Here is an 18,267-nt window from a genome sequence, read left to right as displayed (position 1 = left end):
GTATTCAAAATGATTAATTAAACTTCATGCCGCAAAAGTAGATGGATTAATCGTACGAAACAATGTACATTTGTACATAATTCTATGTATTAGTACAAATATGCATTTTTTTGAGGAAAGAATGCCGTAATTTAGCAACGTGAAAAGAAACAGCCTCACAAAGCTAATGATACATATATAAAAACATGAAGAAAAATACACTATTGATAGGTCTCCTGCTTGTCAGCGGAACCTTAGCGGCACAAGATTGGCCGGCAGTCCAAACAGAAGCACGTCCCGGCAGCAGATGGTGGTGGATGGGAAACACAGTCGATATTCCAAATCTGACTTACAACATCGATGAATATGCTAAAGCCGGATTGGGAACATTGGAAGTGACTCCAATCTACGGGGTACAAGGAATGGACGACAAAGAACTGAAATTCCTGTCACCCGAATGGACGGCTATGTTAAAGCATACCCAGGCAGAAGCAAATAGAAACGGTATGCAGATTGATATGAATACCGGAACCGGCTGGCCTTTCGGAGGACCGGAAGTTACGTTGGAGGACGCTGCCACCAAAGCCATATTTCAGGAATACAAGATAGAAGGAGGGGAAGAAAGCACTCTCAATCTGGAGGTAAAAGCCCCTAAGCAAGCAAAGGTTGCAAAGTTGAATAAAGTTATGGCCTACAATGCACAGGGACAGAAACTGGATATTACCTCAAAAGTAAAAGATTATCGGCTCACATGGAAAGCTCCCAAAGGAGAATGGCGAATCATTGCATTATATATAGGAAAGACACAACAAAAAGTAAAGCGTGCCGCTCCCGGAGGGGAAGGTTATGTAATGAACCACTTGGATAAGGGAAGCGTTAAACGTTATCTTGACAAATTCGACAGGGCTTTTCAAAGAGATAAGGTCGCTTACCCCAAAACATTCTTCAATGATTCGTATGAAGTGTACCAAGCCGATTGGACACCTACCCTATTGGAAGAGTTTGCCCGCCGAAGAGGATACAAATTAGAAAACTACTTCCCCGAGTTTCTGGATGAAAAACGACCGGAAATAACTACACGCATCATAACGGATTACCGGGAGACAATCTCCGACTTACTGATTGAGAACTTCACCCGGCAATGGACCGCATGGGCACATAAACATGGAAGTATCACGCGTAACCAAGGGCATGGTTCACCCGCCAATCTGATTGATGTATATGCCTCCGTAGATATTCCGGAATGTGAAGGTTTCGGACTTTCCCAATTCCATATCAAAGGATTACGCCAGGATTCACTTACCCGCAAGAACGATTCGGACATTTCAATGCTGAAATATGCCTCTTCCGCTGCCCATATCACAGGAAAGCCATATACATCCAGTGAGACGTTTACCTGGTTGACGGAACATTTCCGGACTTCACTGTCTCAATGTAAACCGGATATGGATCTGATGTTTATCTCCGGAGTGAACCATATGTTTTTTCACGGCACTCCCTATTCTCCCAAAGAAGCGGAATGGCCGGGCTGGTTATTTTACGCCACTATCAATATGTCACCGACCAATAGCATCTGGCGCGACGCCCCGGCTTTTTTCCAATACATCACCCGTTGCCAGAGTTTCCTGCAAATGGGTAAGCCTGATAATGACTTCCTTGTTTATCTTCCAGTATATGATATGTGGGAAGAACAACCGGGACGGCTTCTCTTATTCGACATCCACCAAATGGCCAAGCGTGCTCCGAAGTTTATAAAAACCATCCACCAGATAACCTCCAATGGTTACGATGTAGACTATATTTCGGACAAGTACCTCCAGAATACCCGCTACGAGGGAGGAAATCTCCGTACAGAAGGAGGCAGTAACTATAAAGCAATTATCGTGCCCGCTGTAAAATATATGCCGGAGAAAGTATTGGCACATCTTGTTTCATTGGCAAAACAAGGAGCAACAATTGTATTCATGGAGAATTATCCTAAAGATGTTCCCGGATTCGGTAATCTGGAAAGTCGCAGAAATGCTTTCACAAAAGTTCAAAAACAGCTTCCCGACATCAGCGATTTTAACCAAAGCATTAGCAGTTCATTCGGAAAAGGACATATCATAACCGGTACGGATTATGCTGCGACATTAGGTAAATGCAAGGTAATGCCTGAAGAGATGAAGACGAACTTCGGTCTGCAATATATCCGCCGCCAACACAGCACCGGACACCATTATTTCATCTCTTCTTTGCAAGACAAAGGAGTTGACAATTGGATTACTCTCAGTGTAAATGAACCAACAGCCATGCTGTTTGATCCGATGACCGGAGAAAAAGGAAAAGCGCAAACCCGAATAAAGGACGGAAAGTTACAAGTATATCTGCAATTACAGTCCGGCGAAAGTGTGATTCTTCAAACATTCGATCATCCGGTTGAGACTCAAACATGGAAATATATCCAAGAGCAACCTGTCAGCCTCAGCCTCGACCATGACTGGACGTTGCGTTTTGTACAAAGTACCCCCGCTATCGAAGGAACTTTCGCTATCGATAGCCCGACTTCATGGACGGAAATCAACCATCCGAACGCAAAAATCAATATGGGTACAGGGTTATACAGTCTTGAGACAGTTCTGCCTGCGCTGAACGCCGATGATTGGATTCTCGATCTGGGAGATTTGCGGGAAAGCGCCCGCATACGCATTAACGGTAAAGAAGCGGGAACTGTCTGGGCCGCACCTTTCCGGTTAAAGGTCGGCAAATATCTGCAACCGGGCAAGAATCTGATTGAGATTGAGGTGACCAACCTTCCCGCTAACCGTATTGCAGAATTAGACAGACAAAACGTTCCCTGGCGCAAGTTTAAAGAAATCAATTTTGTAGGACTCAACTACAAAAAGAATAAATACGACAGTTGGGAAGTCCTTCCTTCAGGCCTCAATGGAGGTGTGAAACTGATTCCGATAACTATTTTGTAACCAACTTCTTTACTGCATCCTTCAATCCTTTGGAGGATGCAGTTATTACTACCTCGCCACCGGAACGGTCCGAACGTAAGATCGCCATGATGAATCCTTTATGTAACTTCTTCGTATTTCCGGTAAATAACTCATCTGTAAAATGATCCCCATTGTCCACAGCAATCAGCCTTGCAGCCCCCGAAACCTTAAAAGTAACCTCGTCTTTAGTATCAGGTACTACCCTTCCTTTATTATCCACCGCATATACCTTTACATATTGTAAGTCCATCCCATCCGCTTTCCAATCCTCCGGATTCTCTACCACCATTTTCAAAGCAGTCGCCTTACCGGTTGTTTCCAACTTATGACGTGCCACTTCTTTTCCGTTATTCCGGGCAACCGCTATAATATTTCCTCCTTTACCGTATGGTATGTTTTCCCAATAAATGATATTGCGCCGGGTGATATCCGTCCGGTCATTCTTACGTATCCCCATAGATTTGCCATTAACCAGCAATTCCACTTCATCGGCGTTGGTATATGTATATAAGTTCTGCATACTGCCTGTTGCCCAGTTCCAATGAGAAGCCAAAGATAAACTTCCCACCATAATATCATTCCATTCAATGGCTTCCTTGCCATTATCCATCACTCCGATATGCACCAAAGGCTCTTCGCAGAAAGCACTCTTTATCAGATAGGCTTGCGGATAAGGTTCCAAACAATGATTGAAGAAAGAAAAGTTCCAGCCTTTCTTCGGCCATCCGTTCGATTCCCCCCAATACTCGATAGCTCCCCAATAGGCGAGTCCCACCATCTTATCATGATCCATGCCAAAGAAAGGAGCAGCAAGTTCATTCGTTGTAGCTTCGCTCTGATATACGGTCATGTGCGGACACTTTTCCAGATATTGGGCATAGTTCAGATAACGATAATTGAAACTTGACACTTCTGTTACAGTTGCCAGCTCGGGAGGATATACTTTTGTGTTAAATTCCGGTTCATTCTTTCCGATAGCTCCGGCACGTGCCGGAAACATAGCCACAGTCGTTTTACGAGTCTTATCATAACGCTTGACAAGCATATCGAAGATACGGTAGGTGGTGACACCCCAATCACCGGTAGGAAATCCGGCTAAGTCTTCCCGCATCTGCAATTCATTTCCCAAACTCCATAATATAACAGACGGATGATTGCGGTCACGTTTGATCCATTCGGGAATCATCTGATACCATAGTTGCGTGAAAGGAACTCTACCACCCCAATAGCTATTGTCGCTCCATTTATCAATCAGCTCATCCACTACCAAAATACCATATTTATCTGCCAGTTTCAAGAACGACTCGGAATAAGGGTTGTGAGACGAACGAATGTGATTATAACCGAACCGCTTCATTAGCTGAAACTGCCGCTCGATAGCTCTGTCAAAAGCGGCAACTCCTACAGCTCCCAAATCATGATGGTTGGAAATACCTTTTAGGAACAATTTTTTGCCGTTCAGTTTAAATCCGAAATCAGGAGAGAACTCTAACGTACGAATGCCGAATGTCTCCGTCATACAATCAATAACTTTGCCATCCTGCACCAAAGAAACTTCAGCAGTATAAAGATTAGGGGCCTCACAAGACCATAACTCGGGACTGTCTACCGTTACTATCGGAAGAGAAACCTCAACTGTTTGTAATTTCGATTTTTGAGGAGCCTTCCCTCTCGTACCGGCAACCGTTTTTCCGTCAGGAGCCAATATTCGGGCATTGATTTCAATATCCAGACTTTTATTGCGAATTCCTTCCAACTCTACTTGTACACTGACTTCCGCCCTTTGCTCCGTGATTTTAGGAGTAGAGACAAATACGCCATGTCTTGCAATGGCAATGGGATTCTTGATGACCAAATGAACATCCCGAAACAAACCGCCGCCCGTATACCAACGCGATCCGTCTTTTTTACCCGTTGAAGCCCAAACAGCCACTACATTATCCTCATCATATTTAAGCAAATCAGTAATATCCGTTTCAAAACCAAGATAACCATAATCGGTACTTCCTACCTTCCTGCCATTTACCCAAACATCTCCAACAAGCATAATGCCTTCAAAGTCAAGCAAGACACGTTTACCCTTCCATGCAGGATTTACCTTAAAATGTTTACGATACCAACCTGTCCCCATAGCTTTAAAGCCACGTGCCCCTCCGGCGGACTCATCCCACGTTTGCTCTATCTGGAAATCATGGGGCAAATCCAGCACACGCCAATTATCATCATCATAAGTAACCAATTGAGCTTCTTTCAAATCACCGGCCCGAAACTTCCAGTCAAAATTAAATAATTGCGATACACGCGGCTGTTCTTGCGCAAAGACTAACACTGATTGCAGTACTAAAAAGGATAATAGAATAAAATTTTTCATCTTAGATTGTTTTCTTAGTATTATTCTTAAATAATTGTACGGATGATCCATATAGTTATCATTCACCCAACAAAGATAAACCGGAAAATCATCTATCCCTATATAAATTCTACCGAATGCATATAAAATAATACACTTACAACTTCCTCATGTACTATTTTTCATGAAATCCGCACATATATCCATAGAAATGCTAAATCATATTCCCTACTTTTGCATAGTTAATATAATAAACTCAAATATCATGAAGAAATTTCTTTTTTACCTTTTTACTTTAGGACTCTTTTCCAACTATGCTTTCAGTTCAGATAGCATTTACGTCGCCCGATATAAAGGAGACAAAGCTTGTGCCATCAGTTATACCTTTGATGACGGATTGGCAGAACAATATACATTGGCTGCTCCCCAACTGGAGAAACGGGGATTTCGGGGAACTTTCTGTGTGAATGGCGTCAAAGTCAACAAAGACAACAAACACATCACAGATACCACGCGAGTGACCTGGACACAGTTAAAAGAAATGTCCGACAAAGGTCATGAAATCACAAATCACGGATGGGCACATAAGAATTTCTCTCGTTTTCCCTTAGAGGAAATCCGGGAAGATATAGTAAAGAATGATAGTGCCATATTAGCCAATACCGGCGTCATGCCCCGTACTTTCTTTTATCCCAATAATAACAAAAAAGAAGAAGGCAAACGAATTGCCGTACAGAACCGGGTAGGAACAAGGACCAAACAACGTTCCATAGGAAGAAAATCCACTCCACGAGACTTGGAAAAATGGGTGGCGACATTAATTGCTACAAATGATTGGGGAGTGGGTATGACACATGGGTTGACGTATGGTTACGATGCCTTCCCGAATCCACAACGTTTATGGGATCATTGGGACAAAGTAAAAGCTATGGAAGATAAGATCTGGGTAGGTACTTTCCGGGAAGTAGCAGCTTATACCGAAGAACAGAAACATACGCGCCTGGACATTCGCCAACAAAAGAAAGGACTCATCATAACCCCGCAACTGGATCTGGATAAAGAGATTTTCACAGAACCGCTTACAATGGTCATTCAAAAAGAAGATGTCAGAAAGATGACAGCCAGACAAGGAAAGACAAAACTGGCAGTTCATAAAATTGGCGATAAATTCATATTCGATTTTAATCCTTTCGGAGAAGCAATCAAAGTTTATCTTAAATAAACAAGAAGGAGGGTGATACAAAAAACGCAGGATTAACGCAAATTATCGTATTATTTCAGTTATTAATCAACGACTTATAACATTATTTCTGCGATAATTTGCGTTAATCAGCGTTTTACTTTTGAATTTCCATCCACCCCGTTAGCGTACCTCTTGCGAATTGACCTTTACATTCTTAACTACAAAACGGTCAACAATATCCTTATCAAACTGGCCTTTCTTCGCCCGGATATTCAGATCCTCAAAACAAAAATCGGACAACCGATATTGGTCAGACTTTTTCACATTGAAGAAAGTAGTACAATCCAAATCTATATTACGCATAGTAATATTATTAGAATATGAGATAGGGATATCTTTCCGGTCTCCTAAATTATAGAATTGAGTCCACGGCGCCACATAGATAAAATCTCCGGCATTTCCTTTTATATCTTCCACCAAAATATATTCGTATTTCTGCGGAGTATCGGGACGCATCTTTAAATGCAGAAGAATACGTGCCTGATCCATCGTACTGCGACGGAATATTACATTGCGGTTATGTATTGACTCGCTCCCGCAGGTCAAAGCACTGTGACAATAACCATATCGGCAATCTTCAATAACAATATCATAGTTGCCGCCATTATTGACATCTTTGTCCGCCCAAGGACCTTTGCCTCCCTTTAATGCCACCGCATCATCGCACACTGACATATAACAATTCTTTATCAACACATTGTTACAGACATCCAGATCAACAGCGTCCGTACTCGGGGCCTCCATCGGCTTGCGGGGAGACGTTATATGAAGATTCAATAGTTTCACGTAACTGCATTTATAGTAATGAGTAGTCCAAAACGGAGAATTGGCAATACTGATTCCTTCTATCTGAACATTCTTGCAATTAGACAAATAAATGATACGGGGACGCTGCTCATCCATATTCGTACAGTTCGGATTCCACTCCCGACGCAACCAAAACGCTTTCCAATAACGGAAACCATTACCATTAAGCATACCTTTTCCAGAGATAGTAAAACCGTCAATGCCGTCTGCATTAATCAAAGCTGTATAATACTTTACCGTTTGTCCTTCCATGCGGGTAAGCTGAATTCGGAAATCACCCGCATCATCACTTCCTTTCAATACGGCATTTTCTTCAAGATACAAATGCGTCTTCGGTTTAAAGAAAAGCGAACCGCTTAGAAAAGTCCCTTTAGGAATCACAATAACTCCCCCGCCATTCTCCGCCGCCCGGTCAATCACATTCTGTATCTGTTCGGTTTGTAGTTTTGTACTGTCATTAACTACCCCATAATCTGTTATCCTATACTGCTTACCGAGCGAATTTATATTCACGCTCTCATTATTCCTGAACCAGTCAGGAATCAGTTTACCATCAGGGAACTTATCTTGTCCCAAAACCTGCAAGCAGCAGCAAAGTGTGATAAATGCAATGATCAATTTCATCTTCGATATTACTTTTTTTGATTAAACTTGTACATTGCAAAGTTATCACATCCACCGTAAATAGGAATGGACTAAAATAACAGAAGAATGCACTTTTGTACATTCTTCTTTAATAATTCATATAAAATCGTTCATTCCTATTAGTTTTCCGGTCTATTTTCTTTTTGTTCACCGGTTTTCTCTTCCGGTAGCTCTTCCTCCGATACAGCATCTCCGTCTACTCCGCGCTGATACACAGAAGGCGCTACACCAAAATACTCCTTAAAACATTTACTGAAATAGAACGGACTATTAATCCCTACCCGATAAGCCACTTCCGAAACCGTCAACCGTTCATCCGACGATAATAGCTCGGCAGCTTTCTTCATACGTACTACACGTAGATATTCATTAGGGGAATAACCTGTCAAGCCACGTAGTTTTCTATAAAATACCGTCCGCCCCAATTTCATAAATTGTGCAAACTCATCTACAGAAAACTCCGGTCGGGACAGATTACGCTCCATCACAATATCCAACCTTTTGGCAAACTCTTTATCCCGGTCGGTAGCACAAATCGTAGTGCGCACTCCCTTCTCACTGGAGAATTTCTCTTTCAGTTTATCACGCTGTTCTATCAAACGGAATACCCGTGCCAACAATAGTTTGATGCTGAAAGGTTTCGCAATGTATGCATCGGCTCCGGCCTCAATACCTTCCAAGTGTTTTTCCGCAGAATTCAATGCCGTCAACAAAATTATCGGTATATGACTGGTTGCAAAATCCGTTTTCAGCTTCTTTGTCAATTCAAACCCCGTCATTCCCGGCATTAGCACATCACAGATTATCAAGTCCGCATCATACGTAGTCGCTTTTTCGAATCCGGAAATTCCATCGGCAGCCACTTCCACTTCAAAATACATGCCAATCTCTTCCTGCAGGAATTGACGGATATCATTATCATCCTCAATGATCAAGATTTTCCGTTTATTCAAAGGAGTCGTCATTTTATCCTGTTCGGGCAATTCTTCCGGCAATTGTTCCGAATGGTGATTCCAGCTATCCGCTTCTTGCAACAGCACATTACCGGCAACCAGAAAATCTTTCTCTTCATAAACTGTCTTATCTGTCGGAATGCACACCGTAAACACAGAACCGCCACCTTCGTTATCTCTATACTCAATAGTCCCCTTATGCACCTGTACCAGTTCATGACTCAAATGCAAACCTACTCCAATACTGTCACCGGAGAAATTACTTTGCATAAAACGTTTGAATAACTCATTCTGCTTCTCTTTCGGAATACCGACTCCCGTATCTGAAACCTGAATTTGCAAAATCTTCTTCACCTCATCCACATTTACAGACAGGATAATAATGCCGTTGGAAGGAGTATATTTAAATGCGTTCGAAAGCAAATTATAAGTCACCTTATCCAAGTTACCCTTATCAATAAACATTTTGTAAGAAGGGACGGAAGGCTGGAATCGAAAATCCATCGCTTTTTGTTCCGCCACATCACCGAAACTCAGAAATATCTCGTAGAGGAAAGCAATTACATCCGTCTCTTCAAGGGAAAGAGCCAGTTTATTATTCTGCATTTTCCGGAACTCAAGCAACTGATTAATAAGGCGCAGCATACGTTGAGTACTCTTATCCATTGTCTTTAACGGATGTACCAACTCACGCGGAATATCAGTCACACGCTGTATCTTTTCCAAAGCCCCGTGAATCAATGTCAGAGGGGTACGGAACTCATGAGATATATTTGTAAAAAACACAAGCTTGTATTCCGTCAGTTGCTTCTCTATATTGATACGATTGCGTAAGCTATTGAAATTATGGATAATACGGAAGGCAAGATACAAGGCTATAATCAATACCAGAATATAACCGAATACCGCCCAATTAGTCTTCCAGAACGGAGGAACCACAACAATCTTCAAAGTAGTCTCATTTTCATTCCATATTCCCGAGCCATTGCAAGATTTTACATGCAACAGATAGGTTCCCGGATTGAGATACTTAAAAGATGCGAAATTAAGAGAAGACGGAGCACTCCATCCTTTATCATAATTCTCCAGCCAATACATATATTTCGTACGTCCGCTATCCGAATAGTCCAGTGTTGAGAAGTCTATCAGAATGGAGCTTTGATAATATTTCAAAGAAATCTCATCCGAATAAGCCAGTGACTGTTGCAAAGGCGAATCCTCCATTTCGGGATTCATCTGGATTCCATTCACATACAAATTAGTGAAAACAACCGGAGAAAAAGAATCACTGTTTTGTATCTTCTCCGGATCAATGACAATCATTCCATAGTTTGTTCCAAAAAGCAACTTGCCGTCTTTTCCCACACAAGCACTGTTCTCACTATATACATTTCCTAAAGTATAAGAAGAGAAATAATAATTATCAGAAGAATGAGTAACCGGATTAAACTTCGAAATACCATACTCGGTAGCCACCCATAAGTCACCGTTTTTATCTCCGAGAATGGATTGGATAACATCGTTTACCAACCCTTCGTCTGTTCCGTAATTCTCATATTTCAGCAAATCATAGTTTTCTTGTGGTTCACAAAGATTCAATCCCGACCCCGACGTACCAATCCACATACGCCCCTCATCGTCCCGATAGATACATTTAATTTCATTACTACAGAATTTACCGTTCGTGTAGCTGAACAAATGATAATTATCAGCATCGGCAATCAATGAGTCCGGATGGAAAATGCATATTCCCTCGCTGGTTCCCACCCAAACCATACCGTTCTCATCTTCTTCTATCACACGAACCATCCGCAGGCCTAACCTTTCCTGAAAAAAGTGCCTGAATTTATATCCCCCGTCCGCAGTTGGTTCAGCCAAATCAAGTCCTCCCCCGAAAGTACCTACCCACATCCGGTCTTTCCGGTCACGATAGATCGAAAAGACATCATTAGCGGATAATGTAGTCGGATTCGAAGGATCATTGACATACCATGAATCCGCTATCTTTAATCCGTTTCCACGAGTACCCATCCACATTTTCCCTTCTTTATCCTCAGTAATGGCATAAATGTTGGAATGAAAATACTGATTTGTCATCTTCGAATGGAAATCCGAGTCAATGGTATACAGTCCTCCCCTACGCGTACCAAACCAGATATCTCCGTCGGATGTCTTAGTCAGCATACGAATGGTATTCGAACGATCGAACAAATCGGGAGATTCCGGATAAATACGGGAAGTACCTTCGTTCAGAACAGAGATATGGGATAACCCGGAATACTCCGAACTTACCCAGATTCCACCGGAACGATCCTCCATCACATAAAGCAGGAAATCTGAAGCGATATGACTTTTATCGTTTATATTGGCCAGAAAATGTTCCAATTTATCCTCAGCCGTATCATAGGCAAAGAGACCATTACCATACGTAGATATCCAGATAATGCCACGCGAATCGTGCACAATATGATAACGCTCAAAATCGATATAGCTCAACTTATCTTGGGGAATCAACCGGAATTCCTTTATTCTTCCACTATCGGCTGTGATATAGGTAAGACACCCTGTGTGATTAAAAATCCAGTAATCACCACGATTATCCATCGTTAATTTGCCATTTTTGATATTCAGGCGGGAATCCGCAGCTATTTCTCCGGTACTGAAATCATACGTATACACTCCGGTAGTAGTAAGGATCACCCATTGGTCCTTCAACAGAAAATTCCCGGTAGGTGATGTTTTTCCCGCAATAGAAGCAATAGAAGCACATTTTTTCATCTTTTGCGTAGTAGCCTGATAGCAATAGACATCTCCCTCTTCCGTCAGAAAATACATATCATTCTTATAGGGCTGAGAAAAAGCAAAATGAACCAACCGGTCTTCAATCCTGTATTGACCGTTAGAAACGGATACTAATCCGCTCTGTGTCCCAATCCATATCCGCCCATCTGTATCCTCACTGACAAACCGCACTCTGTTGTCCGGCATATTGCCCCGTTCTGTTTTAAACACAGTCGATGTCATCTCTCCGTTATCCTGATGAACGATTCTCCGACAACCATTTCCGGAATGCCATAACCACACATCACCATTGTCCGCTACGAATATAGTCGAATAGTTCTGCCTCAAATCTCCGCAACCTGTATAATCAACGAAACGTGCACGCTGAAGGTCATAGCAACTGATCAATTCCGGTGTCGTAGAAATCCATAGAAAGCCATCCTTGTCTTCTGTAAGGTCAAAAATACGGTTATCAGACAACGATACTTTATCTCCGGCTTGCGGGCGGAATGTCAGAAACGAATTACCATCATAACGGCTCAGTCCATTCAAGGTTGCCAGCCATAAGAATCCTTTAGTATCCTGATATATATAGCGAATAGAATTGTTGGGCAAACCATCACTTGTTCTCATTTGTGTAGAGCGAAGTTCAGTCGCCCCGTAAATGTTCAGCACAAGACCAATAGATAAGATGAAGAATAAGATATGTCTGTTTATCATAATAGATTTTCAGATTAATAATGAATTAGACAGGCAAAAGTACTAAAAAAACAATACACAAAGGTACAGGCCATAGCTTTTTATTAAAATAGAATATTGTACGTAATTATATAGAAATTGTGATATAACCTCATTCAGACTGTACTATGCACAATATTGAATAAATATGAATGAATTTATATTGAAAAGAAGAAGAACACATCGTACTTTTGCACCAATTATCTATAAAAAATAAATCATGAGAAACAAGTTATTTTATTATTTATGTTGGCTGACAGCCGTTACAAGCAGTTTGCAGGCGCAAGCACAAAATAAAGTGGCTGCTCCGATGAAAGATGTCAATCAAGTAATCGACAACACGTTGGATAGTCTGAACAAGGCACGTACAGCCAGACCGATAGCCGGTTCCAGCCGGAAAGGCGATAATCCGGTATTATTCCTAGTCGGTAACTCCACCATGCGTACAGGTACATTGGGAAACGGAAACAACGGACAATGGGGATGGGGATTTTATGCGGGCGACTACTTCGATCCGGACAAGATCACAGTAGAGAATCACGCATTGGGAGGAACCAGCAGCCGTACTTTTTATAACCGTCTTTGGCCGGATGTCATCAAAGGGGTACGCCCCGGAGACTGGGTTATCATAGAACTTGGCCATAACGACAATGGCCCTTATGACAGCGGCCGTGCCCGTGCCTCTATTCCGGGAGTAGGCACAGACAGCCTGAACGTGACAATCAAAGAAACCGGAGTGAAAGAAACGGTATATACATACGGAGAATATATGCGTCGTTTCATCCGTGATGTCAAAGCCAAAGGCGGACATCCCATCTTGTTCTCCCTTACTCCACGTTACGCCTATGAAGATAAAGACAGTACTATCATCAAACGTGTCAATAAAACATTCGGTCTATGGGCAAAGCAAATAGCAGAAGAACAGAACGTACCTTTTATTGATCTGAATGACATTTCAGCCCGCAAATTTGAAAAGTTCGGTAAAAACAAAGTGAAGTATATGTTCTATATCGACCGTATTCATACCAGTGCATTCGGAGCAAAGGTCAATGCCAAATCTGCCGCTGACGGTATACGAGCCTACGAGGGACTGGAACTTGCCAATTACCTAAAGCCTGTCTCGCAAGACACAAAGACCGGTTCCAGCCGGAAAAAAGGACGACCGGTATTATTCACCATCGGCGACAGCACGGTGAAAAATAAAGATAACGACAAAAATGGCATGTGGGGATGGGGCAGCGTAATAGCCGATGAGTTCAACCTTGACAAAATATCCGTCGAGAACTGTGCTATGGCAGGACGTAGTGCCCGCACTTTCTTGGATGAGGGACGTTGGGATAAAGTATACGAAGCTTTGCAGCCCGGTGATTTTGTACTCATTCAGTTCGGACACAACGATGCAGGAGCTATCAATACAGGAAAAGCCCGTGCAGAACTACGTGGTTCCGGAGAGGAAAGTAAAGTCTTTCTAATGGAAAAGACCGGCAAATATCAGGTAGTATATACTTTTGGCTGGTATCTTCGCAAATTCATCATGGATGCTCAGGAAAAAGGAGCAATACCTATCGTATTGAGCCATACTCCACGCAACAAATGGAAAGACGGAAAGATAGAACGCAACACCGATTCTTTTGGAAAATGGACACGTGAAGCAGCAGAAGCTACCGGAGCCTATTTTATTGATTTGAATAAAATCAGTGCCGACAAACTGGAAAAAAAAGGTATCGAAAAGACAGCCGCTTATTACAATCACGACCATACGCATACTTCTTTAAAAGGAGCACACATGAATGCCGAAAGTATTGCGGAAGGATTGAAAATGGTTAATTGTCCGTTGAAGGATTATTTGAAGAAATAAAACATAAGAATCCCTCGATATACGTAAGAACCACGTTATATCGAGGGATTTTTATGTTTTATTTCATTGTTTCCGCACCTACATAATATCCTAGGTTAGTACCTTGGTTATACCCCATATTCTGCATAGCTTGAGACATATCATAATTATGATCTGTCATCAGATGGCGAAGTCGGTGAGTAGTCGGATGATTTGTAGAGAAAATATAAATAGAACGATAATCACTAGAGCCTAAGATAACCTCTTCACGATAATCTCCCAAGAAATCTCCGTAATAACAAGGATTATATTTGGTCCCATGATTTCCATCATTACTACCATAATGACCAAAATACACTAAACGGCTCTTATTCGTTTTATTTACATCCGGATTATCTTTATAACTTACAATACAAGCACGATCATACATTTCCCGTGTTCCTTGCCCGCTCCAATAGATAGCAGCATTATACATCACACCACTACCGATACCTGTCGGGTAATTGGTAGAAACAACTCCACCACCATTACAACTATACATACCGGACTGTAAAGATGAATAATACTCAAATCCCGGACTGTCCGGATCTACATCGCCAACAATACAACGTCCCACATCACCATTCTTACCCGCTCCGTGCCCGGTTATCAGGCTGCCGTCCCTCGCATCAATTACTTGACAAGCATATCCAAGCCCCTGCACGCTATAAGTATCCTCTTCTTCAAAGCTGGCAACTATTTGTAATCCGCTACGATTTTGGATGAATTTACCCACATACAGACAGTCACCATGTCCGTTTCCGGTACACCATAATTCTTTCCCATTATCATCAATCGCCGCCGAACCATACAGTATCTCATCTTTTCCATCACCATCCAAATCTGCAACACGGAAAGCGTGCGAACACATTGCCAACCATTTTTCGCTATGATCAGCAGTATCAAATTTCCAACGATTCACTAACTGGTTACTTTGCAAATCAAGTGCCCATACTTGCCAGTTTTTATAAATACCTCGAGAAATAATCAGGCTTGGATTGCTTTTTCTTACACCAGTCTTCTCATCAGGTATACCATCCAGATAGGCTGCTCCGATAAAGAAACGATCCATACGATTTCCATAATCATCTCCCCAATAAGAATTCCAATATTGGGCACGTGCTACTTTTGACTCATCCTCACGGCCACGAGGTATGTTGGGAGTTCGGGTAATTTCACAACCGTCAAAGCCACGACAGATAGAAATATACTCAGGACCTTCCAACACTAGTCCGGCAGTAGAATACAAACTTTTTCCGGAATACCATCCCACACCGTTCGTATCTCTTAAACGATAATCATTCACGAACCCATTGGCATCAGTAATAATTCTTCCGTTAGGGAATTTAGTACCTTCGGATGAACGGAATGCAATTTCACACAAACCATCTCCATCGAAATCATATAAGATATAAGAGGTATAATGTGAACCGGAACGAATGTTTAGTCCTAAATCTATACGCCATAAAAAGGTACCATCCATTTTGTAAGCCTCCAAAAGAGTGGTCCCATTGTGCCATCCTCCTTGATTAGCTCCATCATACGGTTCTCTCTTGACTACAATTTCCAATTCTCCATCTCCATCCAATTCACCCAATTGTATATCATCAGGAGCATACGTCAATGCTGCATCAGGTACATCACTTCTTAGCACAATTTCCCGATAAAATTTTGTTGCCATATCAGAAGTATACGTATAGTCGCATAATGTTTCTTCTTGACCGGCCAATGTCACCCGATAATAATTAGTCTTTGTGGGATCAATATTCTCATCCACCCAACAAGTAGTCTTCGTTATCGCTTCTTCATTCAACTTAACTTCTTCGCCCCCATCCTCCGACTTATAAATATCGAAACCTACATCTTCCGGATCTGTCAATAACATTCTCCAACTAACTAACGCAGAAGAAATTCCTGTTGCATTATGTTCATTAGTATCCGACATAGGGTCATAGCTCACCCACATTGCACGGCTTCCCGTAATAATCTCCGTAGGCAGGTCTTTCAATGGTTCTTCCACAATATTATTATTGAAATCCGGTTCCTCATCCACTATCGGTTCAGTATCCGAACATGCTCCAAATGTTAATAATCCAAACAGTCCTAGTATATATAATAACTTCTTCATATTCTGCTTTTAATATTAAACAATCATTTTTCAATTCCGGGGTAACCTCTACCACCCCGGATTCTGTGTCAAATTAGGATTCTTTGCTTTCTCACTTTGCGGAATAGGAAAGAAATACATCTTATCATCCCATTGTCTATTCACAGTAACACGCCTATATGAATACGAATCCCCACTCTTATATATTTTCATTTCATCAATACTGCTGAAATGTTTGTCGCCTTCCTTCCAACGGCGCACATCCCAAAAACGATGTCCCTCGAATGCTAACTCTACCATACGCTCATTTTGGTATTTCTCCCACCATAACTTATTATCCAGACCTGCGGGAAATTTAGGCATATTTACCTTTGTACGCCGACGAGTTTTGCTCACCATCTCATTGGCAGGAATAGGGAACTCATTATTGGTAGCATAAGCAGTACCTAAATATTTGAATAACGCTTCTGCGTAATTCAGGTAGAACTCACCCAAACGATATATAATCCATGTATGATTATCCGTCGTAGGTTTCGCTGTCGTAGTATTAATACTTGTTTGGCAATATTTTTTCAAATAATAACCTGTAGGCGTCCCTCCGCTCAGGGGTTCCGCATTTGCACCTCCCTGATAGGTTTCCAACGCAGTTTCATTCCAATTCGGCCATTTTGTATCACCATTCTTAGCAATAGTTTTCTCAAATCGAGGATCACGTCCTTCGTAATAAGGTTTATTTTTATCATAATCCGCTTTCTTATCAGGTCTTTCACCACCGTCCTTCAACTCATAGGCATCCACCAATGTCTGTGTAGGGCAGTTTCCACCTCGACAGTTCTCCAGTCCGACAGGAAAATTATATTTCTCAAAAGAATTGGTAGCACGTATGGCACGACAACCGAAAATGAGTTCATCGATTGCAATACTATAACTTTTTGCATCCCATAAATTCTCGTAGTCATCTATCAGTCTCATACCGGCATCTTCGCAAGTCTCGATCAATTCCTTATTGGCCTTGGCCGCGCGATACCACAACTCCTTGTACCCTTGACTCCCTTCCTGGTGAGAATTGAATAACGGACTTGCAGCATACAGAGCCGTACGCGCTTTCAACGCCAGTACAGTACGCTTGTTGGCACGCCCTGTTTCCGCCGATTCACCGGAAGGTACCAAAGCCCCCAGGTTATTATAATCCGGTATAATCAGATCTTTTATCTCGTCACATTCTTTAATAATCCAGTCGAATACCTCTTGGGCAGGTTTACGTGTTAGCGTATTCACCTCAGTGGTTGACAATACATGGTCGGTAAATGGTACATCCCCATATTGTCTTACCAAATTAAAGTAGAAATACGCCCGTAGGAAACGGACTTCATACTGATAGTTATTATAGCGATACATTTCAGCTTCATAGTCAGAAATTTGTTCATACTCCGAGAATGTCAGTCCGGTAAATTCCTCCAGATAATTGTTACAATTAGCAATTGCTTTATAACAGGAAGTCCACATACTGCTTTGCGCATTCACCGGACTCCATGCCCCATTGTAAAAAGTCTCAATAGCATTGCCTGTATAGGAATATTGTGATTCATCCGTAGCAGAACCAAGAATAGCACCACTATAATTTCCGAAATCAGAGTCGAGCGACTGGTAAATGTTAGATACCAATCCTCCTACATCATAAAAAGTACGCTTTACATAACCCGCATCATAAGGATTGTATTCCGAATATTCCATCTGGTCCGCACAAGAAGAAAAAGCGAAGATGGTCAGAATACCATATATCAAATTATTCAGTTTCATTCTT

At 41.8% G+C, this 18,267-nt stretch carries 8 protein-coding genes; 3 read left to right on the top strand and 5 right to left on the bottom strand.

The features are described 5' to 3' along the window. Nucleotides 1-185 precede the first annotated feature (185 nt). Entirely contained in the window at nt 186-2,942 is a 2,757-nt protein-coding gene (locus ACNOGP_RS08620) for a glycosyl hydrolase (protein WP_418214567.1), read from the top strand. Here ACNOGP_RS08620 and ACNOGP_RS08615 read toward each other — a convergent pair. After that, a complete protein-coding gene (locus tag ACNOGP_RS08615; RefSeq protein WP_418214566.1) occupies nt 2,932-5,334 on the bottom strand; it encodes a glycoside hydrolase family 2 TIM barrel-domain containing protein in 2,403 nt (800 codons plus the stop codon). The two genes, ACNOGP_RS08620 and ACNOGP_RS08615, sit on opposite strands and share 11 nt — an antisense overlap. A gap of 244 nt (nt 5,335-5,578) precedes the next feature. Here ACNOGP_RS08615 and ACNOGP_RS08610 point away from each other — a divergent pair, with 244 nt between their 5' ends. Next, nucleotides 5,579-6,535 (top strand): polysaccharide deacetylase family protein, encoded by a 957-nt coding sequence (locus ACNOGP_RS08610; protein ID WP_418214565.1) that lies wholly within the window; start codon nt 5,579-5,581, stop codon nt 6,533-6,535. A 141-nt stretch (nt 6,536-6,676) separates the two neighbouring features. On the opposite strand, the gene ACNOGP_RS08605 is transcribed toward ACNOGP_RS08610, so the two are convergent. Continuing rightward, a complete protein-coding gene (locus ACNOGP_RS08605; protein WP_418214564.1) occupies nt 6,677-7,987 on the bottom strand; it encodes a glycoside hydrolase family 28 protein in 1,311 nt (436 codons plus the stop codon). Nucleotides 7,988-8,127: 140 nt separating this feature from the next. Next, entirely contained in the window at nt 8,128-12,462 is a 4,335-nt protein-coding gene (locus ACNOGP_RS08600; RefSeq protein WP_418214563.1) for a two-component regulator propeller domain-containing protein, read from the bottom strand. 238 nt (nt 12,463-12,700) lie between these two features. On the opposite strand from ACNOGP_RS08600, the gene ACNOGP_RS08595 reads away from it, so the two are divergent. Continuing rightward, nucleotides 12,701-14,338 carry a rhamnogalacturonan acetylesterase gene (locus tag ACNOGP_RS08595; protein WP_418214562.1) on the top strand — a complete coding sequence of 546 codons (1,638 nt, stop codon included), beginning with the start codon at nt 12,701-12,703 and terminating at the stop codon, nt 14,336-14,338. Nucleotides 14,339-14,396: 58 nt separating this feature from the next. Here ACNOGP_RS08595 and ACNOGP_RS08590 read toward each other — a convergent pair whose 3' ends face one another. Together ACNOGP_RS08590 and ACNOGP_RS08585 are read right to left on the bottom strand one after the other, a co-directional pair. Next, nucleotides 14,397-16,484: a hypothetical protein gene (locus ACNOGP_RS08590; RefSeq protein ID WP_143864914.1), complete on the bottom strand. Its 2,088-nt coding sequence runs from the start codon at nt 16,482-16,484 to the stop codon at nt 14,397-14,399. A 48-nt stretch (nt 16,485-16,532) separates the two neighbouring features. Then, nucleotides 16,533-18,263 carry a RagB/SusD family nutrient uptake outer membrane protein gene (locus ACNOGP_RS08585; protein WP_418214561.1) on the bottom strand — a complete coding sequence of 577 codons (1,731 nt, stop codon included), beginning with the start codon at nt 18,261-18,263 and terminating at the stop codon, nt 16,533-16,535. Nucleotides 18,264-18,267 lie beyond the last annotated feature (4 nt).

It is taken from the genome of Bacteroides difficilis, assembly GCF_048319815.1.
Classification (GTDB): Bacteria; Bacteroidota; Bacteroidia; order Bacteroidales; family Bacteroidaceae; genus Bacteroides; species Bacteroides zhangwenhongii.
Note: the sequence above shows the minus strand (reverse complement) of the source record. Positions and strands in the feature narration are given on the sequence as shown.

Coding starts and splice junctions, on each gene's coding strand:
- ACNOGP_RS08620 (WP_418214567.1), top strand. CDS start 186: ATGAAGAAAAATACACTATTGATAGGTCTCCTGCTTGTCAGCGGAACC.
- ACNOGP_RS08615 (WP_418214566.1), bottom strand. CDS start 5,334: ATGAAAAATTTTATTCTATTATCCTTTTTAGTACTGCAATCAGTGTTA.
- ACNOGP_RS08610 (WP_418214565.1), top strand. CDS start 5,579: ATGAAGAAATTTCTTTTTTACCTTTTTACTTTAGGACTCTTTTCCAAC.
- ACNOGP_RS08605 (WP_418214564.1), bottom strand. CDS start 7,987: ATGAAATTGATCATTGCATTTATCACACTTTGCTGCTGCTTGCAGGTT.
- ACNOGP_RS08600 (WP_418214563.1), bottom strand. CDS start 12,462: ATGATAAACAGACATATCTTATTCTTCATCTTATCTATTGGTCTTGTG.
- ACNOGP_RS08595 (WP_418214562.1), top strand. CDS start 12,701: ATGAGAAACAAGTTATTTTATTATTTATGTTGGCTGACAGCCGTTACA.
- ACNOGP_RS08590 (WP_143864914.1), bottom strand. CDS start 16,484: ATGAAGAAGTTATTATATATACTAGGACTGTTTGGATTATTAACATTT.
- ACNOGP_RS08585 (WP_418214561.1), bottom strand. CDS start 18,263: ATGAAACTGAATAATTTGATATATGGTATTCTGACCATCTTCGCTTTT.